The sequence below is a fragment of the Leifsonia sp. NPDC058292 genome (assembly GCF_042880955.1).
Taxonomy (GTDB): domain Bacteria; phylum Actinomycetota; class Actinomycetes; order Actinomycetales; family Microbacteriaceae; genus Leifsonia.
In genome coordinates this window covers 189,856-215,760 of sequence record NZ_JBHVYL010000002.1, presented here as the reverse complement: position 1 = coordinate 215,760, position 25,905 = coordinate 189,856, and the positions used below count along the sequence as shown (strand labels likewise).

At 68.4% G+C, this 25,905-nt stretch carries 27 protein-coding genes and 1 tRNA gene; 10 read left to right on the top strand and 18 right to left on the bottom strand.

Annotated features, from left to right (window positions below):
- Positions 1-16: 16 nt before the first annotated feature.
- The 6 genes from ACFVWR_RS03100 to ACFVWR_RS03075 are packed head-to-tail and all read right to left on the bottom strand — an operon-like array spanning position 17 to position 7,158.
- On the bottom strand, positions 17-1,738 hold the full coding sequence (locus ACFVWR_RS03100; RefSeq protein WP_387207866.1) for a protein kinase: 1,722 nt from the start codon (positions 1,736-1,738) through the stop codon (positions 17-19).
- Positions 1,735-3,189, bottom strand: coding sequence for a peptidoglycan D,D-transpeptidase FtsI family protein (locus tag ACFVWR_RS03095; protein ID WP_387207864.1), 1,455 nt, complete (start codon positions 3,187-3,189; stop codon positions 1,735-1,737). The genes ACFVWR_RS03100 and ACFVWR_RS03095 overlap by 4 nt, the downstream gene beginning before the upstream one ends.
- Position 3,190: 1 nt before the next feature.
- A complete protein-coding gene (locus tag ACFVWR_RS03090; protein ID WP_387207862.1) occupies positions 3,191-4,588 on the bottom strand; it encodes an FtsW/RodA/SpoVE family cell cycle protein in 1,398 nt (465 codons plus the stop codon).
- Entirely contained in the window at positions 4,575-5,822 is a 1,248-nt protein-coding gene (locus ACFVWR_RS03085; protein WP_387207861.1) for a PP2C family protein-serine/threonine phosphatase, read from the bottom strand. Before ACFVWR_RS03085 ends, ACFVWR_RS03090 begins: the two co-directional genes overlap by 14 nt.
- Positions 5,823-5,827: 5 nt before the next feature.
- Complete coding sequence (locus tag ACFVWR_RS03080; RefSeq protein WP_387207859.1) at positions 5,828-6,418, bottom strand: FHA domain-containing protein; 591 nt, start codon at positions 6,416-6,418, stop codon at positions 5,828-5,830.
- Complete coding sequence (locus ACFVWR_RS03075; RefSeq protein ID WP_387207857.1) at positions 6,415-7,158, bottom strand: FhaA domain-containing protein; 744 nt, start codon at positions 7,156-7,158, stop codon at positions 6,415-6,417. The genes ACFVWR_RS03080 and ACFVWR_RS03075 overlap by 4 nt, the downstream gene beginning before the upstream one ends.
- A 175-nt stretch (positions 7,159-7,333) precedes the next feature.
- On the opposite strand from ACFVWR_RS03075, the gene ACFVWR_RS03070 reads away from it, so the two are divergent.
- A tRNA-Leu gene (locus tag ACFVWR_RS03070) sits at positions 7,334-7,417 on the top strand.
- A gap of 116 nt (positions 7,418-7,533) precedes the next feature.
- Here the strand turns inward: ACFVWR_RS03070 and ACFVWR_RS03065 are convergent.
- Entirely contained in the window at positions 7,534-7,833 is a 300-nt protein-coding gene (locus tag ACFVWR_RS03065) for an EthD family reductase (RefSeq protein WP_387207855.1), read from the bottom strand.
- Positions 7,834-7,893: 60 nt separating this feature from the next.
- Positions 7,894-8,460 (bottom strand): hypothetical protein, encoded by a 567-nt coding sequence (locus tag ACFVWR_RS03060; RefSeq protein ID WP_387207853.1) that lies wholly within the window; start codon positions 8,458-8,460, stop codon positions 7,894-7,896.
- Between the two features lie 112 nt (positions 8,461-8,572).
- Between ACFVWR_RS03060 and ACFVWR_RS03055 the strand changes: the two genes are divergently transcribed.
- Entirely contained in the window at positions 8,573-9,139 is a 567-nt protein-coding gene (locus ACFVWR_RS03055; RefSeq protein ID WP_387207851.1) for a TetR/AcrR family transcriptional regulator, read from the top strand.
- A gap of 141 nt (positions 9,140-9,280) precedes the next feature.
- On the opposite strand, the gene ACFVWR_RS03050 is transcribed toward ACFVWR_RS03055, so the two are convergent.
- The 3 genes from ACFVWR_RS03050 to bla form a co-directional block, all read right to left on the bottom strand.
- Entirely contained in the window at positions 9,281-9,511 is a 231-nt protein-coding gene (locus tag ACFVWR_RS03050) for a hypothetical protein (RefSeq protein ID WP_387207849.1), read from the bottom strand.
- Positions 9,512-9,526: 15 nt separating this feature from the next.
- On the bottom strand, positions 9,527-10,219 hold the full coding sequence (locus tag ACFVWR_RS03045) for a hypothetical protein (RefSeq protein WP_387207847.1): 693 nt from the start codon (positions 10,217-10,219) through the stop codon (positions 9,527-9,529).
- A gap of 96 nt (positions 10,220-10,315) precedes the next feature.
- Entirely contained in the window at positions 10,316-11,266 is a 951-nt protein-coding gene (gene bla / locus ACFVWR_RS03040; protein ID WP_387207845.1) for a class A beta-lactamase, read from the bottom strand.
- A 93-nt stretch (positions 11,267-11,359) separates the two neighbouring features.
- On the opposite strand from bla, the gene ACFVWR_RS03035 reads away from it, so the two are divergent.
- From ACFVWR_RS03035 to ACFVWR_RS03025, 3 genes are all read left to right on the top strand, one after another.
- Positions 11,360-12,277 carry a LysR family transcriptional regulator gene (locus ACFVWR_RS03035; protein ID WP_387207981.1) on the top strand — a complete coding sequence of 306 codons (918 nt, stop codon included), beginning with the start codon at positions 11,360-11,362 and terminating at the stop codon, positions 12,275-12,277.
- Entirely contained in the window at positions 12,270-13,166 is an 897-nt protein-coding gene (locus ACFVWR_RS03030; RefSeq protein ID WP_387207844.1) for a serine hydrolase, read from the top strand. Before ACFVWR_RS03035 ends, ACFVWR_RS03030 begins: the two co-directional genes overlap by 8 nt.
- Positions 13,167-13,322: 156 nt before the next feature.
- Entirely contained in the window at positions 13,323-13,799 is a 477-nt protein-coding gene (locus ACFVWR_RS03025) for a hypothetical protein (protein WP_387207842.1), read from the top strand.
- A gap of 6 nt (positions 13,800-13,805) precedes the next feature.
- Here ACFVWR_RS03025 and ACFVWR_RS03020 read toward each other — a convergent pair whose 3' ends face one another.
- Entirely contained in the window at positions 13,806-14,366 is a 561-nt protein-coding gene (locus ACFVWR_RS03020) for a TetR/AcrR family transcriptional regulator (protein ID WP_387207840.1), read from the bottom strand.
- An 83-nt stretch (positions 14,367-14,449) separates the two neighbouring features.
- Here ACFVWR_RS03020 and ACFVWR_RS03015 point away from each other — a divergent pair, with 83 nt between their 5' ends.
- Both ACFVWR_RS03015 and ACFVWR_RS03010 read left to right on the top strand, forming a co-directional pair.
- Positions 14,450-15,343: an SDR family oxidoreductase gene (locus ACFVWR_RS03015; protein WP_387207838.1), complete on the top strand. Its 894-nt coding sequence runs from the start codon at positions 14,450-14,452 to the stop codon at positions 15,341-15,343.
- A gap of 43 nt (positions 15,344-15,386) precedes the next feature.
- Complete coding sequence (locus ACFVWR_RS03010; RefSeq protein WP_387207836.1) at positions 15,387-17,123, top strand: cation:proton antiporter; 1,737 nt, start codon at positions 15,387-15,389, stop codon at positions 17,121-17,123.
- 30 nt (positions 17,124-17,153) lie between these two features.
- On the opposite strand, the gene ACFVWR_RS03005 is transcribed toward ACFVWR_RS03010, so the two are convergent.
- Both ACFVWR_RS03005 and ACFVWR_RS03000 read right to left on the bottom strand, forming a co-directional pair.
- Positions 17,154-19,079 carry a PKD domain-containing protein gene (locus tag ACFVWR_RS03005; protein ID WP_387207834.1) on the bottom strand — a complete coding sequence of 642 codons (1,926 nt, stop codon included), beginning with the start codon at positions 19,077-19,079 and terminating at the stop codon, positions 17,154-17,156.
- A 179-nt stretch (positions 19,080-19,258) separates the two neighbouring features.
- Entirely contained in the window at positions 19,259-19,900 is a 642-nt protein-coding gene (locus ACFVWR_RS03000) for an NADPH-dependent F420 reductase (protein ID WP_387207832.1), read from the bottom strand.
- Positions 19,901-20,177: 277 nt separating this feature from the next.
- Here ACFVWR_RS03000 and ACFVWR_RS02995 point away from each other — a divergent pair, with 277 nt between their 5' ends.
- Positions 20,178-21,014, top strand: coding sequence for an alpha/beta fold hydrolase (locus ACFVWR_RS02995; RefSeq protein WP_387207830.1), 837 nt, complete (start codon positions 20,178-20,180; stop codon positions 21,012-21,014).
- A gap of 21 nt (positions 21,015-21,035) precedes the next feature.
- On the opposite strand, the gene ACFVWR_RS02990 is transcribed toward ACFVWR_RS02995, so the two are convergent.
- The 3 genes from ACFVWR_RS02990 to ACFVWR_RS02980 form a co-directional block, all read right to left on the bottom strand.
- The gene (locus ACFVWR_RS02990) at positions 21,036-22,448 is read right to left on the bottom strand and encodes an MFS transporter (RefSeq protein WP_387207828.1); all 1,413 of its coding nucleotides are present in this window, start codon (positions 22,446-22,448) and stop codon (positions 21,036-21,038) included.
- Positions 22,449-22,558: 110 nt separating this feature from the next.
- Positions 22,559-23,140 carry a TetR/AcrR family transcriptional regulator gene (locus tag ACFVWR_RS02985; protein WP_387207826.1) on the bottom strand — a complete coding sequence of 194 codons (582 nt, stop codon included), beginning with the start codon at positions 23,138-23,140 and terminating at the stop codon, positions 22,559-22,561.
- 33 nt (positions 23,141-23,173) lie between these two features.
- On the bottom strand, positions 23,174-24,091 hold the full coding sequence (locus ACFVWR_RS02980; RefSeq protein ID WP_387207824.1) for an NAD(P)/FAD-dependent oxidoreductase: 918 nt from the start codon (positions 24,089-24,091) through the stop codon (positions 23,174-23,176).
- Positions 24,092-24,150: 59 nt separating this feature from the next.
- Between ACFVWR_RS02980 and ACFVWR_RS02975 the strand changes: the two genes are divergently transcribed.
- Positions 24,151-24,723 (top strand): helix-turn-helix domain-containing protein, encoded by a 573-nt coding sequence (locus tag ACFVWR_RS02975; RefSeq protein WP_387207822.1) that lies wholly within the window; start codon positions 24,151-24,153, stop codon positions 24,721-24,723.
- 32 nt (positions 24,724-24,755) lie between these two features.
- Entirely contained in the window at positions 24,756-25,334 is a 579-nt protein-coding gene (locus ACFVWR_RS02970; RefSeq protein ID WP_387207820.1) for a hypothetical protein, read from the top strand.
- Here the strand turns inward: ACFVWR_RS02970 and ACFVWR_RS02965 are convergent.
- Positions 25,300-25,884 (bottom strand): dihydrofolate reductase family protein, encoded by a 585-nt coding sequence (locus ACFVWR_RS02965; RefSeq protein ID WP_387207818.1) that lies wholly within the window; start codon positions 25,882-25,884, stop codon positions 25,300-25,302. The genes ACFVWR_RS02970 and ACFVWR_RS02965 overlap by 35 nt on opposite strands.
- Positions 25,885-25,905 lie beyond the last annotated feature (21 nt).

Below are 25,905 nucleotides of genomic sequence, written 5' to 3'. Positions count from 1 at the left end.
TGCGGGGCCGGGCGCACTACTTGCCGGTGCCGCCCCCGCCGCCCTCCGCGGCATTGACCGTGTACGGGACCGTGGGCGACTGAGCCGACTCCACGGATTCGCCGCAGAAGATCGTGTACGAGAGGTTGTACGTGTTGGCCGCGGTCGGCGCCCACGTCGTCGAATTCGCGTTCACCGGAGTCTGCGGAGCTCCGTCGATGTAGAGGCGGCGCCCCACGAGGCTCTGGCCCGCCGGGCAGCTGGCCGACCCGAAGGTGACCGTGACCTGCGTCGGTGGCGTGGTGAGGTCTTGCGGGGAGGCCGGGTTCGTCGTCACCGTGTCCGTCGGGGTCGGGATGGACGCGACGGGCCCGTAGACCTTCAGCGTCACCTTGCTGCCGCGCGGCACCGGCCCGGTCGGGTTCACCGAGTACACGGTGTTCACCTGGGGGTTCGATGTCGCTGCGTTACCCGTCTGGATGTCGGCCACCATCCCAGCGGCCTGGAGCTTCGCGCGGGCGTCGTCGGCGGAGAGACCCGTGTAGTCGCCCTCGTTGATCTCCACGGTGTTGCTCGTGGGGGTCGGCTTGGGGGTCGTCGGCGCCGGCGAGGGCGCGGTCGATTTGGTCGTCGCCGTGGTGGACGGTGCGGGCGTGCCTTGGGGCTGCGCGACGAGCGCGATGATCGTGCCGATCAGCACGAGGGCGAGCAGCGCGATCAGGGCGATGAGCGGCCACGTCCACGGGCTGCGCTTCTTGGTGGTCGTCGACTTCTGTGCGTCTTCGTCGGTGACCTCGGTGGTCGTCACCGCAGCGGCCGACGGCAGCACGGTCGTGGCCTGGGTCGCTCCAGCGCCGGCCGACGGCATGAGGGTCGTGGTGGCGCCGGTGAGGCCGGCGATGCCGAGAACGGCGGGCACGGAGGCGGCGGCCGCCTGCACATCCCCTCGGCGCAGCGCCTGCGCGGCCCTCGCGAGGTGCGCGGCGGACGCGGGGCGATCGGCCGGGTTCTTCGCGATGCAGGCGAAGACCAGGTTGCGCACCGGCTCGGCGACCGTCGGAGGGAGCTCCGGCGGCGCCTCGTTGATCTGCGCCATCGCGATCGCGACCTGCGACTCGCCCGTGAAGGGGCGACGGCCGGCGAGGCACTCGTAGGCCACGATGCCGAGCGAGTAGATGTCGGTGGTCGGGGACGCGGGGTGTCCCGACGCCTGCTCCGGCGACAGGTACTGCACCGTGCCCATGACCTGGCCCGTAGCGGTGAGTGGAACCTGGTCGGCGATGCGGGCGATGCCGAAGTCGGTGATCTTGACCCGGCCATCCGGGGTGATCAGCAGGTTGCCCGGCTTGATGTCGCGGTGAACGAGCCCGGCGGCGTGGGCGGCGTGCAGCGCGGCGGCTGTCTGAGCGACGATGTCGAGCGTCTTGTCGGTGCTGAGAACGTGCTCGCGCTCGAGGATGGTGGAGAGCGCCTCACCGGGCACCAGCTCCATCACGAGGAAGGCGCTGCCCTCCTCCTCGCCGTAGTCGAACACGTTGGCGATGCCCTCGTGGTTGACCAGCGCGGCGTGACGGGCCTCGGCGCGGAAGCGCTCGAGGAAACCCGGGTCGCCCAGGTACTCGTCTTTGAGGATCTTGATCGCGACTGTACGGCCGATCACGAGGTCGGTGGCTTGCCACACCTCGCCCATGCCGCCGATCGCAATGCGCGACTGCAGCTCGTACCGTCCACCGAAGGTGAGCCCTGCTGTGGGTCTCATTTGTTCAGCACCGCCTCTAGTACTTTCTTCGCGATCGGAGCGGCGATGGAGTTACCCGTGCCGTTCTGACCTTGTCCACCGCCATTTTCAACAACTACCGCCACAGCGAACTGAGGGTCGTCGGCCGGGGCGAAGCCTGTGAACCAGAGCGTGTACGGATCCGTGTCCCCGTTCTGCGCCGTTCCGGTCTTCCCGCCCACCTTGACCCCGTCTATTCTTGCATTGCTCGCCACGCCGTGATCGACGCCGTCGACCATCATCTGCTTGATCGTGTCCGCGTTCGCCTGGCTCGTGGCCTCACTGAGCACCTTGGGCTCGAAGCTCTCGAGGGTTTGCAGGTCGGCCGAGCGGATGGAGTCGACCAGGTTCGGGTACATCACCTTGCCGCCGTTCGCGATTCCGGCGGAGACCATGGCCATCTGCAGTGGCGTCGCCTTGTCGTTGAACTGCCCGAACGACCCTTGGGCGCGCTCGGCGTCGTCGGTGTAGAGGGGGTACACGCTCGGCTCGACCCGGATGGGGATGCTGAGCTTCTGGTTGAATCCGAACTTGTCCGCCTGCGTCTTGATCGTCTGCGGGTCGAGCTTGATGCCGAGTTCGGCGAACGGGATGTTGCAGGACAGGATCTGCGCCGTGGCGATCGACACCGTCTCGCCGGGGCCGCAGGTGCTGAAGTTGTCGTTCTTGACGACAGTTCCGCTGCCGGGCAGGGGGAGCGACGAGAGGTTCGGCAACTGGCTGTCTTTCGTGTAGTCGCCCGTGCCGAATGCGGCAGCGCTCATGACCGGCTTGAACGTGGATCCCGGAGGGTTCAGGTCGCCGCCGATGGTGCGGTTGATGAGCGGATCGCCGGATGCGTCGAGCAACTGCTGGTAGAGGGTGTTGACGGCCTTCGTGTCGTGCGACGCGAGGGCGTTGGGGTCGTAGTCGGGCTTCGACACCATGGCGAGGATCTTGCCCGTCTTCGGCTCCATCAGCACCACAGCGCCCTGGTAGTTGCCGAGGGCGTCGTAGGCCGCCTGCTGCGCCACCGGGTCGATCGTGGTCTCGACGGAGGCTCCCTGCGGGTTCTTGCCCGTGAGGATGGCGTTGACACGGTCGAAGAACTGCGAGTTCGACGAGCCGCTGAGCTTGTCGTCGAGGGCGCCCTCCAGGCCGGTGGCCTCACCGTTGATCGGGAAGAAGCCGGTGACGGAGGAGTACAGCGGGCCGTTGCTGTACACCCTCTGGAACTTGTAGACGTCGCTGGCCGGCACCGACTGGGCGACCGGCTGACCGGCGACCAGGATCGCGCCGCGCTGCTGCGAGTAGCTGTCGTTGCGCGCGCGGCTGTTGCGCGCATCCGCCGAGAGCGTGTCCGCTTGGAACACCTGCAGGATCGAGGTCGACACCAGCAGGGCGAGGAACATCGCCAGCACGATGGTGCTGACGCGCTTGATCTCGCGATTCATCTCAGCTCACCACCAGTCGGGGTTGATTGCGCACCGTGTCGGACAGCCGCAGCAGCAGCGCCACGATGATCCAGTTGGCCACCAGCGACGAACCGCCGGCGGCGAGGAAGGGTGTTGTGAGGCCGGTCAGCGGGATCACCCGGGTCACGCCTCCGATCACGATGAAGCACTGGAGGGCCACCGTGAACGAGAGCCCGACCGCGAGCAGCTTGCCGAAGTCGTCCTGCCCGGCGAAGCCGATGCGCAGGCCGCGCGCGACGAAGAGCAGGTAGAGGGCGAAGATCGCGAACAGCCCGGCCAGGCCCAGCTCCTCGCCGAGGCTCGCGATGATGTAGTCGCTGTTGGCCACCGGCGTGACCCAGGGCTGCCCCTGGCCGAGCCCGGTGCCGATCAGGCCGCCGTGGGCCAGACCGAACAGGCCCTGCACCAACTGGAAGCTGCCGCCCTGCTCGTCGTAGATCTTCTGCGAGAACGGGATGAGCCAGTTCTGGAAGCGATCGTTCACGTAGGGCAGCACCTGGCTCGCCACGACCGCGCCGCCGACGATGAGCAGCACACCGAGGATGACCCAGCTGACACGGGCCGTGGCGACGTAGATCATCACGAGGAACAGGCCGAAGATGAGCAGGCCGGTGCCGAGGTCGCGCTGGAACACGATGACCGCCATCGACATCAGCCAGACCACGAGGATGGGGCCGAGGTCGCGGGCGCGCGGGAACCGCATCCCGAGGAACTTCTTTCCGACCATCGACAGCGAATCGCGGCGCTGCACGAGGTAGCCGGCGAAGAAGACAGCGAGGCACAGCTTGGCGATCTCGCCGGGCTGGAAGCTGAACGGCCCGATGTGGATCCAGACGCGGGCGCCGAAGATCTCCTGGCCGATGCCGGGCAGCATGGGCAGGAGCAGCAGCACGAGCGCGGCGAACCCGAAGATGTACGTGTAGCGCTGCAGCACCCGGTGATTGCGGATGATCATGATCACGGCGATCGCGCAGATGATCGCGATGGCGCTCCACACGATCTGACGCACCCCGGCGCTGTCCCAGCCGAAGTCTTCGTAGTGGAGGTCGATGCGGTAGATCTCGGCGATGCCGAGGCCGTTCAGCACCGTGCCGATGGGCAGCAGGAACGGATCGGCCTGGGGGGCCACATAGCGCAACGCGACGTGCATGCCGAAGACCAGCACGGACAGGCCGGAGCAGAGGTAGAGCAGGTTCAGGTCGACGTGGCCGATCGCACCGAGCTGCACGAGAACGACCGCGGTGGCGTTGATCGCGCACGCGGCGATCAGGAGCACCAGTTCGAGGTTGCGCTGCTTCTGGGGCAGACGCAGCCGTTTCACCCGACCGGTCTCCGGTCGGGGCTGTTGCGCGACAGCGACCCCGCTAGCCGACGGCATCGCTCAACTGTTCCACGATCGAACGGGCAGCGTCGAGGCTGTCCGCGTTGATCGTCTGCTCGACGAGCTGCTTGTCGTACCCGGGCAGGTCGCCGACCGCCACGTCGGACTCTTCGTAGACGTGCGAGAGGCTGATCGGGCCGAGGCTCTGCTGCACGCCCTGGAACACGGCGACGTTGCCCGAGGGGGATGCGCCGACGAAGAACCTGGACTGCGTCCACTGGTAGCCGAACAGGGCCGCCAGCACGATCGCGACGACGACCACGATGATGCCGATCAGCCAGGTGAGCCTGCGGCGGCGGACACGACGCTGGTCCTCCTCGATCAGCTCGTCGAGGTAGTCCTCCGACTGGGGCTCGAAGTGCGTGGGGCCGGTCGCTGGGCGCACCGGGTGCAGTCGCAGCGAGGGGAGGCGCGTCGTGCGGGTGGTCGGTTTGGACTCCGTGCTGAACGACAGGGGTGCCGCTGCCGACCCGACGGTGACCGGGTCTTTCATCGTGTCGCCGGGCGCCACATCCGCGATGTCGAGGATCACGACGGTCACGTTGTCGGGCGCGCCGGCGTCGAGGCTCTGACGCACCAGCTTCTCCGCGACCTGGCGCGGCGCATCCCTCGACGCGAGAGCCGAGGCGAGGTCTTCGTTCTTGACGACTCCGCTCAGTCCGTCGGAGCAGATGAGCCAGCGGTCGCCCGGTTTGGTGTCGAGAGTCCAGGTGTCGATCTCGGGGGAGGCGTCGACGTCGCCGAGCACGCGCATCAGCACGGACCGGCGGGGGTGCACCATCGCCTCCTCCTCGGTGATGCGGCCGCTGTCGACGAGACGTTGCACGAACGTGTGGTCGATCGAGACCTGTTTCAGTTCGCCGTCGCGGAAGAGGTAGATGCGGGAGTCGCCGATGTGGGCGAGGGCGATCTGGTCGCCGACGCGCACGAGCGCGCTGACGGTGGTGCCCATTCCGGTGAGCTCCGGATGCTCGAACACGGTCTCGGCGAGCAGCGAGTTGGCCGCGATCAGCGCCGACTGCAGCGCGAACTCGGCCTCGGCGGCTGACGCATACTCGCGGTCGGCCTCCCGGATGCGGTTGACGGCGATCGCGGAGGCGACGTCGCCGCCCGCGTGGCCGCCCATCCCGTCGGCGACGACGAAGAGCTCCCGCCCCGCATAGCCGGAGTCCTGGTTGTTGGAGCGGATCTTGCCGATATGGGAGACGGCGGCCGCGCGGTTCGGAGACACTGCGGCTACCGTCGCAGCTCGAACGTCGTCGTGCCGATCTTGATCGGGGTGTCGAGCGGGATCTGGGTCGGCACTGTCACACGCTTGCCGTCGAGGAAGGTGCCGTTCGTCGAGTCGAGGTCTTGGATCATCCACTCGTCGTTCCACAGCAGCAGGCGCGCGTGGTGGGTGGAGGTGTAGTCGTCGCGGATCACGAGGCCCGACTCGCCCGAGCGGCCGATGGTCACCGGGTCGCGGCCGAGCGGCAGCTCCGTTCCCTGCCGGGGGCCCGACGTGATCACGAGACGGCTGGCCGTGAGCACGGTCGCCTTGGGCCGTGCCGCGGCGTTCGCGCCGGAGGGGAGGTTCGAGGCGGGCGGTCGCTGCATGACCGGTGGGGCTGCGGCGCTCGCCGTGGGAGCGACGCCGGCTGCGGTTGGGACGCCGGGCGCGCCTCCGGGGAACGGCGACGCGGCTGCCTGGGCTTCGGGGAGCTTGCGCACGCGCTGGCCGAACAGGTCGGTGCGGAGGGCGTAGACGATGCCGAACACGAACAGCCAGAGAATGAGGAGAAAGCCGAACCGCAGAACGAGCAGTGTCAGCTCACTGGGGTTCACGTCTCGCTCCAGAAGCCGCCGAGGTCGTTGTGCCTCGTCGCGTCGTCACCGACACTGTCGCGCGTCTGCGGGCCGCTCGCCTGCGGGAGCACCCGGAACACGATGCGCGTTCGGCCGATGCTGATCACCGACTCGGGTTCGAGGATCGCTTTGCGCACCGGCTGGCCGTTCAGCTGCGAGCCGTTCGTGGAACCGAGGTCTTCGACCTGCGCCCGCTGGCCGTCCCAGATGATCTGCACGTGACGGCGCGAGATGCCGGTGTCGTCGACGGTGATGTCGGCGTCGCTTCCGCGGCCGATCACGGTCTTCGAGCGGGTCAGCGGATACCGGTTGCCGCCGATCTCGAGCACCGGCGTCCACGCGACCGAGCCTTTGACGTTCTCCGAGTCGACCTGGAGCATCCCCTCGGTGATGCCCGGGTCTTCGACCAGGTCGATCGAGATGCCGCCGGCGAACTGGTAGTTCTGCGTGGTGGCGTGTTTCTGCACGAACGTGATCAGTTCGTCGGTGAGGGCGGCGCCCATTCCCCGCATCCGCTTGTAATCGCTAGGGGACAGCCGCAGCACGAAACGGTTGGGTGCGAGGATGCGGTCCCGCGTCACCACCGCGGCTTTCGTGTCCAGCTCACGTCGGAGCGCGCTGGTGAGCTCGACCGGTTGCAGCCCCGACCGAAAGGTCTTCGCGAACGCACCATTGACGGCACGTTCGAGACCTCTCTCGAAGTTGTCCAGAATGCCCACAGGTCTCCCGCTCCGGCTCGACGACTATGAGCATGTTAGTCGGCCCGAGTGTAAAGCCGCCCCAGCGCTCCTCTCTATTGTGCGAACATCCACCTGGAGAATGAGCCTCGCGCGCCGCCGCAACCGCGCCCCGAATTCAGGTTCGGCACCGCGCCGTGCTATTCTCTCTGAGTTCGCGCGAGTGGCGGAATTGGCAGACGCGCTGGCTTCAGGTGCCAGTGCTCGAAAGGGCGTGGGGGTTCAAGTCCCCCCTCGCGCACGAACGGTTGTTTCACTGAATTCTGAAAATCGAATTCATGAAATAGCCGAAGCGGACGAATCAAGGGCCGGTCTGACTGGAAAGTCAGACCGGCCCTTTGTCATGTCCGGTTCTGTTCAGCCGATCTCGGAGAACAGCCCGGTGAACGAAGTTCCGGTGCCACCGAGGCGCTGGAAGAAGGCGCCGGCGGCCGGAGTGGCGACGGCTGCGGATGCGTCCTCGTAGCTGTCGAAGTACAGGTCGAGCGTGCGGTGGGCCGGGGTGGGGGTGCCGTCCTCCTTCGGCCAGACCTTGGCGGCCTCGAGGCGGCGGAGTTCGGGAAGCTGCCCGGCCAGTGCTTCGAGTTCGGGGTAGTCGCTCTCGAACGCAGCAGCGTCGGCCGGGTTGTCGATGATGAGGGTGATCTTCGTTGGCATGATTTCTGCTTTCTTAGGAGTTGTTTGAGGCTAGCGGGAGTGGGGTGGAGGGCGCTCGGGTCAGCGACTGCCGGCCTTGGCGGTGCGGCCCAAGCGGATCGCTGAGATGAGGAAGAAGATACCGCCGAGGGTGGCGTAGCCGGCGAGACCCACGAGAGAGGCTGCCGCACCGCCGGACATGAGGATGAAGGCGAGCCCGGCCAGCACGGAGATGCCGCCGCTGAGGATCATCGCCCACTGGCCGCCGAGCCGGCGACGGCTGAGACCGACCACCAACTGCACGGCGCCGGCAGTGAGCGCCCAGAGTCCCCAGACGACCAGCACGGCCGTCTTGCCGGAGGTGACAGCGAAGCCGAGTGCGACGGCCGTGAGAAGGCTGAGCGCCATGTTCACGTAAAGAAGAGGAGCCGGCCGGGTGGCACGCGAGGCGCGGTGGTCGACGATCGCCGCTGCGAGATCGAAAGCGGGATACAGCACGAGCAGTACGGCCGCGAAGGGGCTGATGGTCGACGCGGTCAGGGCCACGAGCGCGGCCCAGACGATCGCGAATCCGAAGCGGACGAAGTAGAGCCGTCTGAGCGCGCCGGCGATCGTCGCCGTCTGCTCGGTCGTGGTGGTCGTGGTCACGAAAAGTCCATTCTGTTGGGGAGAAACTCGATGTAGAATGACTAGTCACTCTACATGACGTAACCATAGACACCGAGAGGCTCGCACCGCAAGCCCCGAGAATGGAACCCCTATGATCGAGACCGTGAAACCCTCGATGCGCGAGCGTTTGATCGAGGCCGCGAGCGAACTCTTCTATGCCGAGGGTCTCCGCGCGGTGAGCGTCGACAAGGTGATCGAGCGCGCCGGTACGACCAAGGTGACCTTCTACCGGCACTTCAAGAGCAAAGACGACCTGGTCGTCGCACACTTGGCGCTGCGCGCCGGCCAGGAGCGAGACGGGATCACCGGAGCGATCGCCGCGAGCGGAGACGCCGACGGAGTGTTCCAGGCGATCGCGGGCGCCCTGGGTCAGATGGCCTGTGAGCGGGGGTTCAGGGGGTGCCCGTTCATCAATGCCGCGGCCGAATATCCAGACCCTGCCAGCACGGTGCGGAAGACCGTCGACGAGCACCGCGCGTGGTGTCTCGCCACGTTCGAGGAGATCGTGCGCCCGCTCGGGCTCACCGACCCGGCCGCCGTCGCGCACGATCTCATGCTCATCCGCGACGGGGCGATGGTCGCCGGCTACCTCGACGATGCCGACGCGCTCGCCGCCTCGTTCCTGCGGAGCGCCCGGGCACTCACGCGCTCGAACTGACGCGGGCCGCTAGACCGTCTTGGTCACAAACTCGTGCAGTCGATTATCGGGCGATTCACGTCCCGCAGCCTAGAGGCCTTGCCAGCTTGCGAAAGGCCGGCCCGATGACAGCGTCGAACCGGCACTCTGGATTGTCAGGTTCTACCGCCGGCGGATCTTCGCGGCGATGATGTAGCGGACGATCGTGAGTACCACGATGACGGTGAACACGACGGCCCCCGTAACGATGCGTTGCTGCGTATCACCGAATATGCCGACGACTACCGCGACCGTCGCGGCAAGGATCAGGAGCCAGTAAATCCAAGAGAATGGTCCCGTCCGAACCGCCTCGCCGAAGGGGTCCTTGCCGGATTTTGATTCGTTGATCGGCATCCTATTTGGCTCCTTCTAGGCGACCGGATACTCGGCACCGGCGTGGTCTACGTGCTGGGTTAGAACGGAACCAGCCACGCTGTAGGTTGTCGAAATGCTTCGTCCAGAGGAGTCCACAGCCCACGCGGGGGAGATGACGTTGACGACGTCGCCGGCGGCGTCCTTGACAAGCACGCGGTCCTCCACCAGTTCTAGGACGGCTGGGATGCCGTCTGTCGCGAGGTTGAAGGCGTAGTCCTCGGGTGCTGAGGCGTCGTTGATGACCACATAACCAGCATCTGCCGCTGTCGTCTTCCCCGTCAAAGCGATGCTGTGCGACGTCGAACTCGAATAGACCAACGATTTGCCGCTGGGCGACAACGTCGCTGGGCCGTCGGTGAGTGGTCGAACCGTCACTTCGCCGTCTCCTGAACCGACCACGAGGCCACGATTGGAGTCCAAGGCGCCTGTCGGCGCGCTCAGATCAACGGAGCGGCCCAGTGATGGAGCCGCCAAAAGCCCCAGTGCATCCAACGCGTTCTCGGTGGCGACTGTGTCGCTCGTCCGCACCTCAGCCATCGCCGGGGCTATCGGTGCTGCGCCGATCGCAGTTGCAAGCGCCGCGATCGTCGCAACTCCCATTGCGAATTCCATATTCAGTCTTGATTTCAACTTCTCAACCCCCTCCGACCAGCTGGACGGCTGTCCTCCCCCGAAGGGCTGGTACATATGAAACATTTCATAGATATGTGTGCCAGACAAGAGTGTAGAAGCAGCGCCGACTCCGCTATCGCGCGCCGAATCGCCTGACGCGGGCCGCGGCGCCTACCCGCGAAGTGCGGCGACTGCGACCTTGGTCGCCGCGGCGAGGAGCGCGTTGTCGGGGGTCGCGTCGCCAGTGTCTTTGCTCGACAGGGTGACGACGACGATGGGGGAGCGTGCGGTCGGGTAGACGACGGCGATGTCGGCGCGCACGCCGTACTCTCCGGTTCCCGTCTTGTCGGCGACCGGCCAGGCGGGGTCAACGCCGGCGCGTATGGTCTCGTCGCCGGTCGTGTTGTCTAGCATGGTGTTGCGCAGAAGGGTGCGGTCGGGGGTCTCGAGGGTGTTGCCGAGCAGCACCTTGCGCAGGTCTGTGGCGAACTGGGCCGGCGTGGTGGTGTCGCGCGGATCGCCGGGTGTCGCCTCGTTCAGGTCCGGTTCGATGCGGTCGACGTTCGTCGTGCGGTCGCCGATACCGCGCAGCCACTGCTCGACGACCTGCGGCCCGCCCAGCCGCGCGACCAGGAGGTTGGCGGCGGTGTTGTCGCTGAAGCGGAGCATGGCGTCGAGGAGTTCGCGCACCGTCATCCCCGTGTCGACGAAGCGGCTGGTGATGGGCGCGTAGCTCAGAAGGTCGTCTTTGGTGAAGCGGACGACGGTGTCGAGGTCTGCGACAGACGAGCGCTGCAGCACGGCTGCGGCGATGAACGTCTTGTTCGAGGATGCGAACGCGAAGCGCTCGCCGGAACGGTACGCGACCGTGCGACCTGAGCCGGTGTCGATCGCGGTGACGCCGAGACGGGCGTCGTGCGCGCGTTCGAGCGCGGCGAAGGCGCGGGTCGTGCTCGCGTTCGAGTTGTTCGATGAGCCCGAAGAAGCGGATGCCGGGCCGTGCCCGGTCACGGACGCCGCGACAGCGGTCGGTGCGACCGACGACTGCCAGCCGACGAAGATGGTGGAGGCCGCGAGGGCGGCCGCGGCGGCGCGGCGAAGAAGGGGTGTGCGAGTGTTCATTCCTTCAGCTTGACAAGCGTGACTCATCCCGTCGAAGACCGGAACGCGCCGACCCATGCTCGATCGGCATTGACCTAGGCTGCTGGCGTGGACATGATCGCAGCGTGCCGGGTTCTGGTCGAGATCGATGAGCGAGGTTCGGTGACCCGAGCCGCCTCGGCGCTGGATGTGGCGCAGTCCGTCGCGAGCCGCCGCATCCTCGCGCTTGAGAACCACCTGGGGTCTCCGCTTCTGGAGCGGAACGCTCGGCGCGCCGTGCTCACGCCGTTCGGCCGGGATCTGGTGCCGTCTGCCCGGCGACTCGTGCGGTTGGCGGATGAGCTGGAACTGGATGCCGAACGCGCGCGCCTGCGCCCGATCACCATCGCGGTCCCCGAGTCGTGCACGACGCGCGACCTCGCCGTCGCCGATGCGGCCGGGCGGGCTGCGGGGCTCCGCTTCGAGTTCGTGGCGGCGTCTCCGGTGCGCCGCGCGGAGCTCACCAGGACGCTCGGGGTGCGGGTCGCCGTGGCGGCTGTTCCGGTCGATGAGGCGCACTGGGTGGCGAGACTCGGCGCGGCAGGGCGGCGCCCGGCCGATCGCGTGCTGCGGCTCGACGGTCTCCGCCCGCGCCGCGGCAAGGGGTCGGGGCGAGACGAGGATGCGGGCTCGCGCATCCGGATCTCACCGGAAGACGACCTGCCGCACGTGAGAGACACCCTGACCCGAGCGGGATACGCCGCCGGGCTTGCGCCGGGACAGCTCCCGGTGGACGGGTCGACGACCGCCTCGCTCGCCGGAGTGCTGACCGACGGTGACCTGCTGCTGTGCACGGAGGCGGAGGCGGGCGACCTCGGGCTGCACTGGCGACCCATCGCTGGGCTCGACATCGCGCGTGGTTTCGCGCTCGCCGGTGACAGCGACCACGACGTGGAGTCGGTGCTGCAGGCGATCGGCGAGGAGATCGCGGGGGCGCTCGGCGCGACCACCCGGGGGCCGGCGACACCCAGGGAGGAGGCCGCGAATGCGTGACGAGAGGCTGCTCGGCGCGGTGCGAGCGGAACTCGACGCTGCCGGCCTGCGAGCGTCCATCGTCGTGCGCGACCTCGACAGCGGCCGCGAGATCGAGCTCGACGGCGACGTCGTGACCCCGGCGGCGTCGCTGGCGAAGGTGCCGATCGCGCTCTCCGTTCTCACGCGCATCGCGGATGGGCGGATCGACGGCGCGATGCCCGTGACGGTTCCCGCCGGGAATCCGGAGGAGAGCACCCCGGGCACCGGGCGCTTTCGGCATCCGGCCACGATCGCGGTCGACGACCTGGTGTCTCTCGCCGTGACGATCAGCGACAACGGCGCGGCCGATGCGCTGCTGGCGCTGGTGTCGGCCGAAGCGGTCATGGCCGACCTCGACCGGCTCGGCGTTCGGGGGATCGCCGTGCGGCATCCCTTCGCCGAGCTCAGCGACACGCCACTCGAGCGGTTCGCGCCCGACGAGGCGCATCTCGCGCACGCCCTCGCCATCCGCGGCAGCACACCGGCCAACGGGCATCCGGTGCGCCAGCTCGACGTCGCCAGAACCAACACCGTCACGGCGCGCGGGTTCGCCGATCTTCTCGAACTGGTGTGGCGGGAGCGCGGCGTGAACGCCGAGGTCGCCGCGCGGCTCCAGGAGTACCTGCACGGCAACATGGTTCGGCATCGTCTCGCCCCCGACCTGGCCGCCGATGACGCTCGCTGGGCGTCGAAGACGGGCACACTGCTGAACCTGAGGCACGAAGCCGGCGTGCTGGAGAACGCCGACGGCACGCGCTTCGCGATCGTGGCGTTGAGCACCTCATCCGTGGCCGCGTCGACCCAGTTCGCGGCGGAGGCTGCGCTGGGTGCCGCCGTGCGGGAGCTTTACTCAGCGCTGCGGGCGTGACATGGCGCCCGAAGTGGGGTACAAATTCGTGTCCTCCAAAAGACCTACAGACCGTTCTTTCTAGCTATGCTCAGGGCTGTCGGTGGCCCACCCAGCCTCGGCGCCCAACTGAACACACCCGAACATTGCAGCCACGTCGACCCGAAGGACACGTCTGTGAACACCACCTATGCGTACAACCGCGCCCACGATGACGCCCACCGCCTTGCCCGTCGCCACGAGCGCGATCTGCACTGGGCGAAGAACCGCCGGCGTCAGCACGAACGCGAACTCGGCGAAGCTCGGCTCGCACTCGCGACGAGCCCGCTCGTCCACGCTCGAAACACCCTGCTGATCACGGCCGCGCTGGTCATCGCCATCGTCGGCGGCGAATGGCTCGCCGACAGTGTGCCGGCGCTCGCCGCCTGGACGGCGATCATCCAGTGGTCCGCCGCCGCCGCCATCGTGGCACTGCTGCTGGCCGCGGTTTCCTCGTTGCTGAAGCTGCGGCGGCGACTGGATGCGGCCCGCGCGCTGGTCGGCGACCACGATGCCCGCATCGCTCACACCCAGTACCAGATCACCGAGAGCGTGCACCACTTCGTCGACGCGCGGGTCGAGGTGCTGAACACCCGTCGGGTGCACGCGAGCTGACGGATGTCAGCGGGCGTTCAACGCCTTGAGCTGCGCATACGTGTCGCGGATGTCCTGTCTGAGGTCACCCGACGACTCCTCGCCGATCCAGCGGAGGAAAGACACGTGGAAGATCGTGACCCCGCTCTCGGCGGCGAGGGTCGCTGCGGGCTCAGGTACGCCCCGCGCGCGGAGCGCCTCGGCGGACGCTGCGCCCAGGGACGACATCTTGAGCAGCTCGCGTTCCTTCAGGTTCGGGGTGCTGTCGATGGCGACCGAGCGGAGCCGCGACCACTCGCGGTCGAGAAGTAGGTCGGCGGTGACTTCGATCGCCGTCGCCATGGTCTCGAGCGGGGTCAGGCCGTGCGGGGCTGAGGCGATCGCGGCGACCACCGCCCCCTGCAGCACTTCGGTGCCGACGAAGAGCACTTCGCGCTTGTCGGCGAAGTGGCGGAAGAACGTGCGCTCGGTCACTCCTGCCCGCTCGGCGATGTCGGCCACGGTCGTCTCGTCGAACCCGCGTTCGACGTAGAGCTGGATGGCGGCGGCCCTCATCCGTCCTCGCGCATCCGGTTCCCAGCGTCCCATGATTCCAGTGTAGTGATGACAGCGACTGACATAGCGTGTTAGGGTGATGTCATTCACTGACATCGACTTCAAGGAGTTCGCTCATGCGCGTATTCGTCACAGGTGCATCCGGCTGGATCGGCTCGGCCGTGGTTCCCGAACTATTGGAAGCGGGGCACGAGGTGGTCGGCCTCGCCCGCTCCGACGCGTCGGCCGCGGCCCTGCGCGCGGCCGGTGCGGAGGCGCACCGGGGAGACATCGACGACCTCGACAGCCTGAGAGCGGGCGCCGAACCGGCCGATGCGGTCGTCCACCTCGCGTTCAAGCACGACTTCTCCGACTCCGCGGGCGCCGGCCGCACCGAGCGGGCGGCGATCGAGACGTTCGGGGATGTGCTCGCCGGCTCCGACCGGCCCTTGCTGTTCGCGTCGGGTGTCGCCATCGCCGGCGACGGCACTCTACTGACCGAAGACGCACCGAGTCCGTTCACCGGTGCCGACGCTCCCCGAGGCGGCGGCGAGCACCTGGCGCTCGGCTTCGCCGACCGCGGGATCCGTTCGGTCGCCCTGCGGTTCGCTCCAACCGTGCACGGCGAGGGGGATCACGGCTTCATGGCGGTGCTCGCGGGGGTTGCGCGCGAGAAGGGCGTCGCCGCGTACGTCGGTGACGGCTCGAACCGCTGGCCTGCCGTGCACCAGCGCGACGCTGCGAAGCTCGTGGCGCTGGCACTGGAGAAGGCGCCCGCAGGCAGTCGGATGCACGCCGTGGCGGAAGAGGGCGTGGCCGCTCGCGACATCGCCGGCGCGATCGGCGCCGGTCTGGGGCTCCCCGTCGTCTCGGTGGCACCCGAGAAGGCGTCCGAGCACTTCGGCTGGATCGGTGGGTTCTTCTCGCTCGACGTGCCCGCGTCGAGCCGGATCACCCGCGAGCTGCTCGGGTGGACTCCGACGCATCCGACCCTGTTCGAAGACCTGCGGGCCGGCTCCTACTTCCGTTGACATGAGCGGGAGCCGGCTCCGAGCACACCAATAGGGTTGATGCATGGAGTTGGGCTTCTATGCGGTGATCGGCGTGGCCGTGATCGTCGGCGTGGCCGCCTTCTCCCGGCGGCTCGGCATCGCGGCGCCGATCATCCTCGTCATCGTTGGCGTCAGCCTCTCCTATCTGCCGGGCGTCCCCTCGATCGAGGTACCCCACGAGATCGTGCTCGACGCGGTGCTTCCGCCCATCCTCTATGCGGCGGCGATCAAGCTGCCGCTGGCCGATTTCCGTCGTGACCTGGCGCCGATCGCGGGGCTGTCGGTTGTCCTCGTCATCCTCACGGCGTTCGTGTCGGGCTGGCTTCTCTACACTCTGCTGCCGCAGTTGAGCCTTCCCGGCGCGATCGCCCTCGGTGCCATCATCAGCCCTCCGGATGCGGTGGCCGCCACCTCCATCGGCCGTCGCCTCGGTCTGCCGCCGCGCCTGCTGACCCTGCTCGAAGGTGAGGGCCTGGTCAACGACGCGACCGCCCTCGTGCTGCTCCGCACGGCGACGGCCGCCGCGGCCGGGCTGCTCGCGTCGCCGTGGGCCGGAGTCGCCGACTTCGCCTGGGCGACGGTCGCCGCCATCGCGGTCGGACTGGTCGCGGGCATCGTCTCGGTGTGGGTGCGCTCGAAGCTGTCCGATCCGCTGCTCGACACGGCGCTGTCGATCGCGGTTCCGTTCGCCGCCTTCATGCCGGCGGAGACGATCCACGGTTCGGGCGTGCTGGCCGTCGTGGTCGCGGGGCTCTACACCGGGTATGCGAGCCCGCGGGCCTTCACCGCCCAGGCGCGCATCACCGACCGCATCAACTGGGGCACCATCCAGTTCCTGCTCGAGAACGCGGTGTTCCTCGTGATCGGCCTGGAGATCCGCACGCTGATCGAAGACGTCGAGGCAAGGGAGACCGTCCTCAGCGTCTGGGACTCGGTGGGTATCGGATTGCTCGCGACAATACTGCTCATCGCCATCCGGTTCGCGTGGGCGATGCCGCTCGTCTGGGGGCTGCGAAAACGCACCGAGCGTGCGGAGCGGCGCACGCTGCAAGAGCTGCTGATGCTCACCTACTTTCGTGACCATCCGGTCGAGAGTTCCCGGCAGCGCCGGCGCAAACAGATCGCCGAGCGACGCTACTACCGGATGCGCAGCGACCTGCAGGCGATGCGCGAGCAGACGATCGACTGGCGAGGCGGCATCGTTCTCGGCTGGTCGGGGATGCGCGGCGTGGTGACACTCGCGGCCGCCCAGTCGCTGCCCGAAGACATCCCGTACCGCCCCCAGCTGATCCTCATCGCGTTCACGGTTGCGGTGCTCAGTCTCGTGGTGCAGGGCGGAACGCTTCCGGCGCTCATCCGTCTGCTCAAGGTCGAGGGCATCGACGCGGAGCGCGACAGGCACCAGTTGGCCACACTGCTCGACACCCTCAGCAACGCCGGGCTCGAAGTGCTCGACGACCCCGAGCTCGCGGCCGGAACAGATGAGGCTGTCGACCCGGATGTCATCGAGCGGGTGCGACAGTCATCGTTCCTCCGCACCGAGGCGGCCTGGGAGAGAGCGCGGGCTCGCGCAGACGTCGAGGCCGAGCGACCGCACCAGCTCTACCGGGATCTGCGTCTGGCCGTGGTGGAAGCGGAGCGCGAGAAGCTGATGGAGGAGCGGCGCGAAGGGCGGTACCCGTCGCGCATCTTCGAGGAGGCGCAGGCCATGCTCGATGCCGAGGAGACGCGGTTGCGGCCGCGCAACCGCGGGCACTGACCGACGCTCACCGCGCTCTCACGGCGTCGTTCACGGCGCCGTCGCGGTCAGGTCGTCGACAGTCAGTGTCACCGGCGAGTTCGCGACGCCGCCCGAGAGGTATCCGGTGAGGCCGAGCCCGCCCGGGCCCTGCAGTTCAGGGGTCGAGTCGGTGATCGAACGCTGCCAGGCCGTCGGCTCCGGTGAGCCGCCGGGCCACACCCGCGACTCGATCAGGGTCGGGTTCGTTCCGGTGACCTTCACGCGGATCGACAGTTTGGTGCCGGCGGCATAGGTCCCCGGCACGGCTACACCGTTCTGCACGACGACCTCGGCGCCGCCGGTCGAGTTCACCCGCACGATGTAGAGGGACACTTTGCCCGCCGACGAGATGATGACCTTCGACTGGTACGCACCCGCCGTCGTGATGCGCCGACCGGAGACGGAGAGATACACGCTGCCCGACGACGGCAGTTTGTCGATCGCGACGCTCAGCCGGAGGTCGGTGGCTGCGGAGGAGACGGATGTGAGATACGTCGTGCCTCCGGAGGCCGTCGGAAGCTGCATGGTCGCGGCGGTGCCGTTCACGGCGTAGCGAGATGCGCTGCCGGTGAAGGTCCAGGCGCCCCCGGTCGGAGCGGTGCCCCAGCCGTTCGCGACGGTGCGCTCGAAGGGATCGCTCGCCAGCACGCCGGGTTGCGGCGGCGCGGTGACCGTGACCTGTCGGGTGGTGACAGCAGTGGCTCCACCGTTGTCGGTGACTGTGAGGCGCGCCGTGTATGTGCCCGCGCTCGCGTACGGATGCGACGCGGTCGCGCCCGAGCCCGTCGCGCCGTCGCCGTACTCCCAGGCGTACGACGTGATCGTGCCGTCGGGGTCGGTGGATCCTGTGCCGTCGAACGCGCAGGTGAGATCGGTGCACGTGGTCGCGAAGCTCGCGCTCGGTGGAACGTTTCCTCCGCCGGCGCCGAGGGTGAACGAGTCGGCGAACGCGGCTCCGGCGACGCGGTTGAAGGAGGCGGTCAGCTCTGACGCAGACGCCGTGACGTCGAGTGAACCGTAGATCGGACTGGCGCTCGACCCTCCGCTCGCGCCGAAGTATCTGGCCTCCGTGTCGGCGGTGTTGACGTTGTAGTTGCCGTTGCCGCCGGTGCCGACCGTGGCGAAGACGGTGCCGGCGCCTTTCCGCATCGCCGCGTCGGAGTCGACCACGCAGGCGGCGGTGAAGGTTCCGGGAGCGATCGCGCTGCATCCCGCGCCGGTCGCCAGCTGGTGGGTGCGTTGGTACAGGTGCTCGTGGCCGCTGAGCACGAGGTCGACGCGCTTGTCGACGAGGAGGTTGAGCAGGTCGGCGCCGGGCTCGCAGGTGTACTGCCCGAGAGACAGACAGGGCTTGTGCATCCCGACGACCACCCAGGGGATGCCGGCGGCGTGTGCTCCGTCGATCGCGGCGGAGGTCCAGTTGTAGCGCGCCGACCCCGCGGCGTAGCTCCAGGTGCCGTCGGCGAACGGCAGCGCGGGGGAGATCATGACGAACCGCACGAGCGGAGCTCCCTGCGGAACGTCGACGTAGTACTGCCGGCCGTAGGTGCCCACCGCGCCGGGCAGCTGGTTCGGAAGGCAGGCCGAGAAGTCGTTGATGTTGCCGTTCTGGCCGTTGCTCTCGTGGTTTCCCGACACGAGCTCGAACGGAAAGCCGGCGCCGACGCCCTGCGTGACGAGGTCGCACCACGCCTGCTCCTGCCCGGTCGGAGAGTAAGAGAGGTCGCCGAGCGCCAGGTGCAGATCGGGATGAGCCGCCCCGATGCCGGTGAACACCGCCTGAGCCGACGCCGACGTGCCGAAGTCTCCGGATGCACTGAAGTGCACGCTCGAAGCGGTGGCCGCGAGTCGCGGCAGCACGCCGGGCGCCACGCCGGCGGTCACCACCAGAGCCGCTCCGACGGCCAGCACCACGGGAATTCTGAACGCACGCATCCCATCGCTCCTTCTCAGGCTCGCGATGGCGCTCTACTGTCTCGGAGCTTCGGTGCTCCGTCGAGGGCAGTAGCCCGTCGTGCGGGCTCGTGCACAGGCTAGCCTGTACATCCTCTCAGCGACAGATAGAATGAGGATTTCTCGAATATCCGTGGGCTGGCCTGGCCGTGCCGAAACGGTCAGATCGTACGCGGTGCGATCTCGAGGTTCTTCTCGAGCTCCTCGCGGTTCTGCCGCACGACGTAGGCCGGGCGATCGCGCTCCACGCGCCAGCTCTCGGAGAGCGCGCCGACGTTCACGGTGTCGAAGCCGAACTCGTCGTAGATGGACGTGACCAGCGCGGCGGCGTCGTCGAAGTCGCTCGCGGTGGCGAGGGCACGGCGGTCCGGGGTGCCCGCGGGGGAGCCGGTGGTCTGGATGTCGCCGAACCCGATGTGGTTGAAGCCCTTCGCGACCTTCGAGGTCGGAAGGTGCTCCTGAAGGAGACCCGACACGGTCGCCTTGCCATCGTCGAGGGCGGGGATGCGGCCGTCGCGCTCCCAGTAGTAGTTGTTCGTGTCGATGACGATCTTGCCGGCGAGCGGCTCGACGGGCACGTCCAGGTAGTTCTTGAGCGGCACGGTGACCACGGCGAAGTCTGCGGCGGCAGCGGCGTCGGCGGCCGTAGCGGCCTTCGCGGAAGGGCCGAGGTCGGCGACCAGGTCGGCCAGCGTCTCCGGTCCTCGCGAGTTCGCGATGGTGACGGTGTAGCCGTGCTCGATGAATGTGCGGGCGAGCGCCTGGCCGATGTGGCCGGCTCCGATGATTCCTACGTTAGTCATGCTGACGTCAACGCGGATGCCGCCGACGAATTCCGGCCGAGCCAGATCATTCGAGTACTCTCACGCGACTCACAACCGCGCTGTGCCTGGCATCCGGGCAAAAATACCGGCTGGGATTCTTGTTATTTCGGCAGCGAATATTTAGGGTGTAAACAGCCTGGTCTACCTCACGTGAAGTGGGCCGGCACGACGGGGAACCCTGGGGGTCTAGCGGAGGTGGGCGCCGGCGGCGAAGCCGGAGCCCGCCCCCGTCGGTACACCTCGCTAGGTTGAGATCATGACGATCGCTGGGGATGTCCGAACGGCCGACGGCCGGAGCGTGCGGTACTACGACAGCGGCGAGGCACCCGGCGTGCGCGCGACGGTGTTCTGGCATCACGGAACCCCGCAGACCGGGCGTCTGCTGGAGCCGCTCGCCGCCGCAGCGGGTGCTCGCGGCATCCGGGTGGTCTCGTGCGCCCGTGCGGGATACGAGGGCACGTCGCCCATCGGCGACCGGAACGTGAGCGACGCGGCCGCCGACGTCGTGCGCGTCGCCGACGCTCTCGGGATAGCGCGTTTCGGATCGATCGGCGCGTCGGGCGGAGGGCCGCACGCCCTCGCTTGCGCCGCACTGGCGCCGGAGCGGGTGTCGGCCGTCGTGACCTTCGCGGGAGTCGCGCCGTTCGCCGACGAGCCCGGATGGTTCGAGGGGATGGTCGCCGACGGCGGACTGCGCTCGGCCCGCAATGGCCGCTCGGGGCGGGCGGCCTACGCGGAGACGGCCGAGTTCGACCCGAACAGTTTCACCCCGGCCGACTTCGAGCTGCTCGCCGGCGCGTGGGGCGTGCTCGGCGAGGATGCCCAACGATCGGCGGCCCAGGGTGCCGACGGGGAGATCGACGACGACGTCGCCCTGACGAAACCGTGGGGATTCGACCTGGGCGACGTCGTCGCGCCGGTGCTGCTGGTGCAGGGCGGAGAAGACCGGGTGATCCCGGCATCCCACGCCGACAGGCTTCTTGCGGGACTGCCGCGCGCCGAGCTGTGGTTCCGGCCGCGCGACGGGCACGTCTCCGTTCTCGGAGCGTTGCCCGTGGCGCTGGACTGGTTCGTCGAGGCCGTCTCACGGTGACCCGGGCGCGGGATGCTGCGATCAACGCTTTCGGAGCAGTGTCGCGACACCCGCGCCCACCACGGCCAGCCCGGCGGCGCTGAGGAACAGCAGGGAGAAGCCGTCGGAGAGCGCGATCGGCGCCGACGCTCCGGCGCCGATCGACGCAGAGGTGCGGGCGGCGGCGATCGTGCCGAGCACCGCGAGACCGAGTGCGCCGCCGATCTGCTGGCTGGTGTTCACCAGGCCGCTGGCCAGCCCCGAATCGGCTGACGACGAACCGTCGACGGCGAGCTGCGTGGCGGTGATGAAGACCGCGCCGAGGCCTGCCCCGATGAGGATGCTCGGGCCCAGCAGTCCGCTCGCGAACGCGGCGTGAGGGCCGGCCGCGGCGAGCCACACCAGTCCGCCGGCGAACACCGCCAGGGCTGCGACGACCGTTACGCGCAGACCGACCCGAGCGACGACGGACGGCACGACACCGGCCACGATCACCAGCGCGCCGGCGAGGGGGAGCTGGCTGATGCCCGCCGTCAGCGCGTCATATCCCAGCACATCCTGCAGGTAGACCGACAGCGCGAAGAACAGTGCGGTGGTCGCGCCACCGGCCAGCAGCATCACCAGGTTGCCCGTTGCGGCGTCACGGTTGCGGAAGAAGCGGAACGGAACGAGCGGATGCTCGGCTCGGCGCTCGACGACCACGAACGCGGCGAGGAGGGCGGCCGCGGCGGCGGAGGCGACGAGGGTCACCGGGTGCGTCCAGCCGAGCAGGCCGGCGAAGCTGAGCGCTGCGACGGCCGCGGTGAGCCCGGCGGTGATGGTGATCGCGCCCCACACATCCATGCGGGTGCGGTCGGTCACGGCGTCGCGGGCGACCAGCGCGGGGATGGCGACGAGCACGATCGCGCCGACGGGCACGTTCACGAAGAACACCGCCTGCCAGCCGAACACCGCCGTGAGCACGCCGCCGAGCAGCACGCCTGCCGCGCTGCCGATACCGGCGACCGCGCCCCAGACGCCGAGAGCTCTTGCGCGATCGCCGGCGGTCGTGAACAGCTGGGTGACGAGTGCGAGGGATGCGGGAGCCAGCAGCGCGGCGGACGCCCCCTGCAGCGCTCGGGCTCCGAGCAGCATGCCGCCGCTCACCGAGAGACCGGCCAGAGCGGAGGCGGCGATGAAGCCGGTGACGCCGATGAGGAACAGCGTGCGATGGCCGTAGCGATCGGCGAGCCGGCCGCCCAGGAGGAGCAGACCGCCGAACGGCAGTACGTAGGCGGTGATCACCCAGGACAGCGCCGCGGTGTCGAGCCCGAGCTGCGTGCCGAGCGCGGGTAGGGCGATGTTGACGATCGACGCGTCGAGCACGACGAGGAACTGGGCGAGGGCGAGAACGCCGAGCGCCCACCAGCGGTGAAGGCTTCTGGGCGGAGCGGCGGCTGCGGTGATGGTCGACATGGGAGAGAACCTTTCGATAGTGGCTAGTGGATGGTGGGTGGTGGCTAGTGAGTGACTAAACAGTCACTCCTGTGGGTCAAGAAAAGGCCGGCGGTTGCCGACCGTTTCGTTCAGGGGTGACGGATGCCTGCGGTGAGGATGCGCGCCCAATCCGAGTCGTCCGTCTCGATGCCCGTGGTGACGATGAGGTGGCACAGCTGGCCGAAGGCGATGAACCGCTGCACGGCCTCGTCGTCTGCGCCCGACCGCGACTTCGCGAACCTGGTCACGCGAGCCAGGCCGCGCCGCAGCGCCTCGCGGATGTCGGTGACCTGAACCGCCGACTGGGCGTGCACCTGAAGCATGAGCAGCGAGCGGTCACCGATGAGCTCGGCGTACGCGCCGCCCATCGCGAAGAGGATGCCGTCCGGAGTCTGCTCGGTGGCGCCGGCTGCGCCGGCCTCGAGCGCTTCCTCGATGAGGTCGAAGCAGCGGTCGAGCGCGGCGACGAACAGGCTCTCTTTGCCCGGGAACAGCTTGAACACGTAGGCCGAGGAGATCTTGGCGTGATCGGCGACGGCGGCGATCGGCGTTCCGAGGTAGCCCGACGTGCCGAAGACCTCGATCGCGCTCGCGATCACGGTCTCGCGCCGCGCTTCGGCGGTCGAGAGTGTGGAGCGGGCCGGTCGGGGCGGTCGGGTCACTGCGGTCATGTGAGTGACTGTACACTCACTCTTGGTGGGCGGTCAAGCCTGCGCCATTGCCCAGAGCGCGTCGGCCACATCCTCTTCCACCAGTTCGAAGTTCGCCATCGCCCCGGCCTGGGCGCCCGACGCCATGGAAACAGGGACGGTCGCCGCCGGGTTGGCGACGTTTCCCGCCACCCAGACGCCGGGGATCGTCGTTCGGCCGGACGGGTCTGCGACAGACCACGCTGGGTCGAGAGCGTCGAGAAGGGCCGACGACGGCAGCGGCGCCGGGTTGGCGAAGATCGCGTCGACCGGGATGCGCTCGCCGTCGGTCAGCTCGATCGCGGCGAGTCTGCCGTTCTCGTCGACCACGCGGGCGATGGGCCGTGCTTCGACCCGGATGCCGCGCGCCGTGAGTGCAGCGCGCTGCGGCTCGGCCGGCTCGGGTTCGCCGTTCGTGAAGAGCATGACATCGGCCGACCACTGCCGCAGCAGCTGTGCCTTCAGCGGGCCGTGCTCGTCGGTGGCCACCACGGCGATGCGCCGATCGCGCACCTCCCAGCCGTCGCAGTACGGGCAGGTCACAACGCCGGTTCCCCACTGCTCGGCAAGGCCCGGGACGGGGAGCAGCTCGTCGCGCATCCCGGTCGCGACCACGAGGCGGCGGGCGGTGAACCGGGAGCCGTCGTCCGTGGTCACCACGAAGCCGGCGCCCTCCCGTTCGGCGGCCGTCGCGCGTGCCGAGAGCACTCGGCCGCCGTATCCCTCGACCTCGCGACGGCCGTCGGCGAGCAACTGCAGAGGTGAGGTTCCGTCTCGCCCGAGCACCCCGTGCATGTGCGGCGCGACCCGGTTGCGCGGTTCGCCCGCGTCGAGCACGAGCACTCGACGGCGTGCCCGAACGAGCATGAGTGCGGCGCTGAGGCCCGCACTGCCGCCGCCGACGATGATGACATCCCAGGATGATTCGTTCATAGCGGCATCGTGGCCCCTGGGGCAGCCGCGACGGCAAATCGCTTTGCTATTGTGGCAACATGACCGACGCCTCGGATGATGTGCTCGCCCTCGTTGGTCCGCGTCTGCGGGCGATGCGGGCGCAGCGCGGCCTCACCCTGACCGACGTCTCGGCAGCCACGGAGATCTCCGTGAGCACTCTCTCCCGACTGGAGAGCGGGCAGCGCAGACCCACGCTCGAACTGCTGCTCCCGCTCGCGAAGGTGTACCGGGTGCCGCTCGACGAACTGGTGGGAGCGCCGGCGACCGGCGACCCGCGCATCCACCCCAAACCGGTGAGGAAACACGGGATGACCTACATCCCGCTGACTCGCGACGGCGGAGGCCTGAACGCGTACAAGCAGATTCTGCCCGGGCGCTCGACCCGAACGCGCCAAGAGCGCAAGACACACGACGGCTACGAGTGGGTCTACGTGCTGAGCGGCTCGCTGCTGCTCGGGCTCGGCGACCACGATCACGTGCTCGGCCCTGGCGAGGCGGCGGAGTTCGACACCCGGGTTCCGCACTCTCTCGGCAGTGCGACGGTGCACCCTGTCGAAATGATCAGCCTGTTCAGCAGGCAAGGCGCGTCGGTGCACCTGCGAGACGTCTGATGGCCGGGCTGCGCTCTGCTTAGAATCAAGCCGTGCCCCCCGATGTTCCGATTCTCAGCGAGAGCCTGTTCGAGGTGTTCGGCAGTGGGAGCTGGGTATGCCTGCCCGAACGTTCGCCGGCTGCGGTCGCGACCGAATTGGGGGCCTCGATGCTGCCCGCCGCCTATCGCTGGGAGGAGAACCCTCACGTCGGTGAGGGCGCGGGGCTGCTCGTGCTCACCGTGCCGATGAAGGGGTGGATGCTGCTTCATGGCGCGAGCGAGACCGTCGGCGGAGCCGCGGCGATACTGAGCGAGCGGCATCCTGTGTTCCGGGCGACCATCGATGTGAGGTTGCCGGCGATGTCGTGGGCTTACCTGGACGGTGGGATGCCGTCACGCACCGTCTCCGTCGAGCTCGGAGACGACGGCGATCTCGTCTCCCGCACCTCGGGCGACCCGCTGCCGTTCGAAGGTGAAGACCTCGTGTGCCCCACATCCGAGTACGGCTACGACCCGTTCTTCTACCCGCTGGCCATCCTCGCGCGCCACGGCGTCGGCCTCGACGATCTGCACGCTGCGCTGACGCAGCCGACCGTCACTCTGCGGCTGGATCGCCCGGCTCGCGTCTGACCCGATACCGCAGGTACACCACGCCGCCGGCGAACCTGCGCTCGTCGACGAGGTCGAGCGCAACGGTCAGACCCAGCGGAAAGGCGGGTGTGCCGCCGCCGACCGCGATCGGCACCACGAAGAGCTGCACCTCGTCGACGATGCCCGCCCGAAACGCCTCGGCCGCGAGCGTCGGCCCGCCGATGCCGACAGAGCGGTCGGATGCGTCCGCCAGGTCACGCACGGCCTCTGCGTCGAAGGTGCGCACCAGTCGGGTGCGCGGCGTCGTCACCTCGTCGAGCGTGGACGAGACGACGAGCTTGTCCGCTCCGCGCCAGATGTCGGCGTAGTCGGCCATGACGCCCGTATCGTCGTCGTCATCCGTCAGCGTCTGCCAGACGCGCATCGTCTCGTACATCCTGCGCCCGTAGACGTAGGTGCCGACGTCACGTTCGAGATCGTTGACGAACGCGTGCACGTCGGCGTCGGGCGCCGCCCAGTCGAAGCTGCCCGATGCGTCGACGGTGTAGCCGTCGAGAGAAGCGATGGCGGAGAACGCGATCGTCGACATGGTGACCCTCCCGCCTGCGAC

Coding starts and splice junctions, on each gene's coding strand:
- ACFVWR_RS03100 (WP_387207866.1), bottom strand. CDS start 1,738: ATGAGACCCACAGCAGGGCTCACCTTCGGTGGACGGTACGAGCTGCAG.
- ACFVWR_RS03095 (WP_387207864.1), bottom strand. CDS start 3,189: ATGAATCGCGAGATCAAGCGCGTCAGCACCATCGTGCTGGCGATGTTC.
- ACFVWR_RS03090 (WP_387207862.1), bottom strand. CDS start 4,588: ATGCCGTCGGCTAGCGGGGTCGCTGTCGCGCAACAGCCCCGACCGGAG.
- ACFVWR_RS03065 (WP_387207855.1), bottom strand. CDS start 7,833: ATGCCAACGAAGATCACCCTCATCATCGACAACCCGGCCGACGCTGCT.
- ACFVWR_RS03055 (WP_387207851.1), top strand. CDS start 8,573: ATGATCGAGACCGTGAAACCCTCGATGCGCGAGCGTTTGATCGAGGCC.
- ACFVWR_RS03050 (WP_387207849.1), bottom strand. CDS start 9,511: ATGCCGATCAACGAATCAAAATCCGGCAAGGACCCCTTCGGCGAGGCG.
- ACFVWR_RS03045 (WP_387207847.1), bottom strand. CDS start 10,219: ATGTACCAGCCCTTCGGGGGAGGACAGCCGTCCAGCTGGTCGGAGGGG.
- bla (WP_387207845.1), bottom strand. CDS start 11,266: ATGAACACTCGCACACCCCTTCTTCGCCGCGCCGCCGCGGCCGCCCTC.
- ACFVWR_RS03035 (WP_387207981.1), top strand. CDS start 11,360: ATGATCGCAGCGTGCCGGGTTCTGGTCGAGATCGATGAGCGAGGTTCG.
- ACFVWR_RS03030 (WP_387207844.1), top strand. CDS start 12,270: ATGCGTGACGAGAGGCTGCTCGGCGCGGTGCGAGCGGAACTCGACGCT.
- ACFVWR_RS03020 (WP_387207840.1), bottom strand. CDS start 14,366: ATGGGACGCTGGGAACCGGATGCGCGAGGACGGATGAGGGCCGCCGCC.
- ACFVWR_RS03015 (WP_387207838.1), top strand. CDS start 14,450: ATGCGCGTATTCGTCACAGGTGCATCCGGCTGGATCGGCTCGGCCGTG.
- ACFVWR_RS03010 (WP_387207836.1), top strand. CDS start 15,387: ATGGAGTTGGGCTTCTATGCGGTGATCGGCGTGGCCGTGATCGTCGGC.
- ACFVWR_RS03005 (WP_387207834.1), bottom strand. CDS start 19,079: ATGCGTGCGTTCAGAATTCCCGTGGTGCTGGCCGTCGGAGCGGCTCTG.
- ACFVWR_RS03000 (WP_387207832.1), bottom strand. CDS start 19,900: ATGACTAACGTAGGAATCATCGGAGCCGGCCACATCGGCCAGGCGCTC.
- ACFVWR_RS02995 (WP_387207830.1), top strand. CDS start 20,178: ATGACGATCGCTGGGGATGTCCGAACGGCCGACGGCCGGAGCGTGCGG.
- ACFVWR_RS02990 (WP_387207828.1), bottom strand. CDS start 22,448: ATGTCGACCATCACCGCAGCCGCCGCTCCGCCCAGAAGCCTTCACCGC.
- ACFVWR_RS02985 (WP_387207826.1), bottom strand. CDS start 23,140: ATGACCGCAGTGACCCGACCGCCCCGACCGGCCCGCTCCACACTCTCG.
- ACFVWR_RS02980 (WP_387207824.1), bottom strand. CDS start 24,091: ATGAACGAATCATCCTGGGATGTCATCATCGTCGGCGGCGGCAGTGCG.
- ACFVWR_RS02975 (WP_387207822.1), top strand. CDS start 24,151: ATGACCGACGCCTCGGATGATGTGCTCGCCCTCGTTGGTCCGCGTCTG.
- ACFVWR_RS02965 (WP_387207818.1), bottom strand. CDS start 25,884: ATGTCGACGATCGCGTTCTCCGCCATCGCTTCTCTCGACGGCTACACC.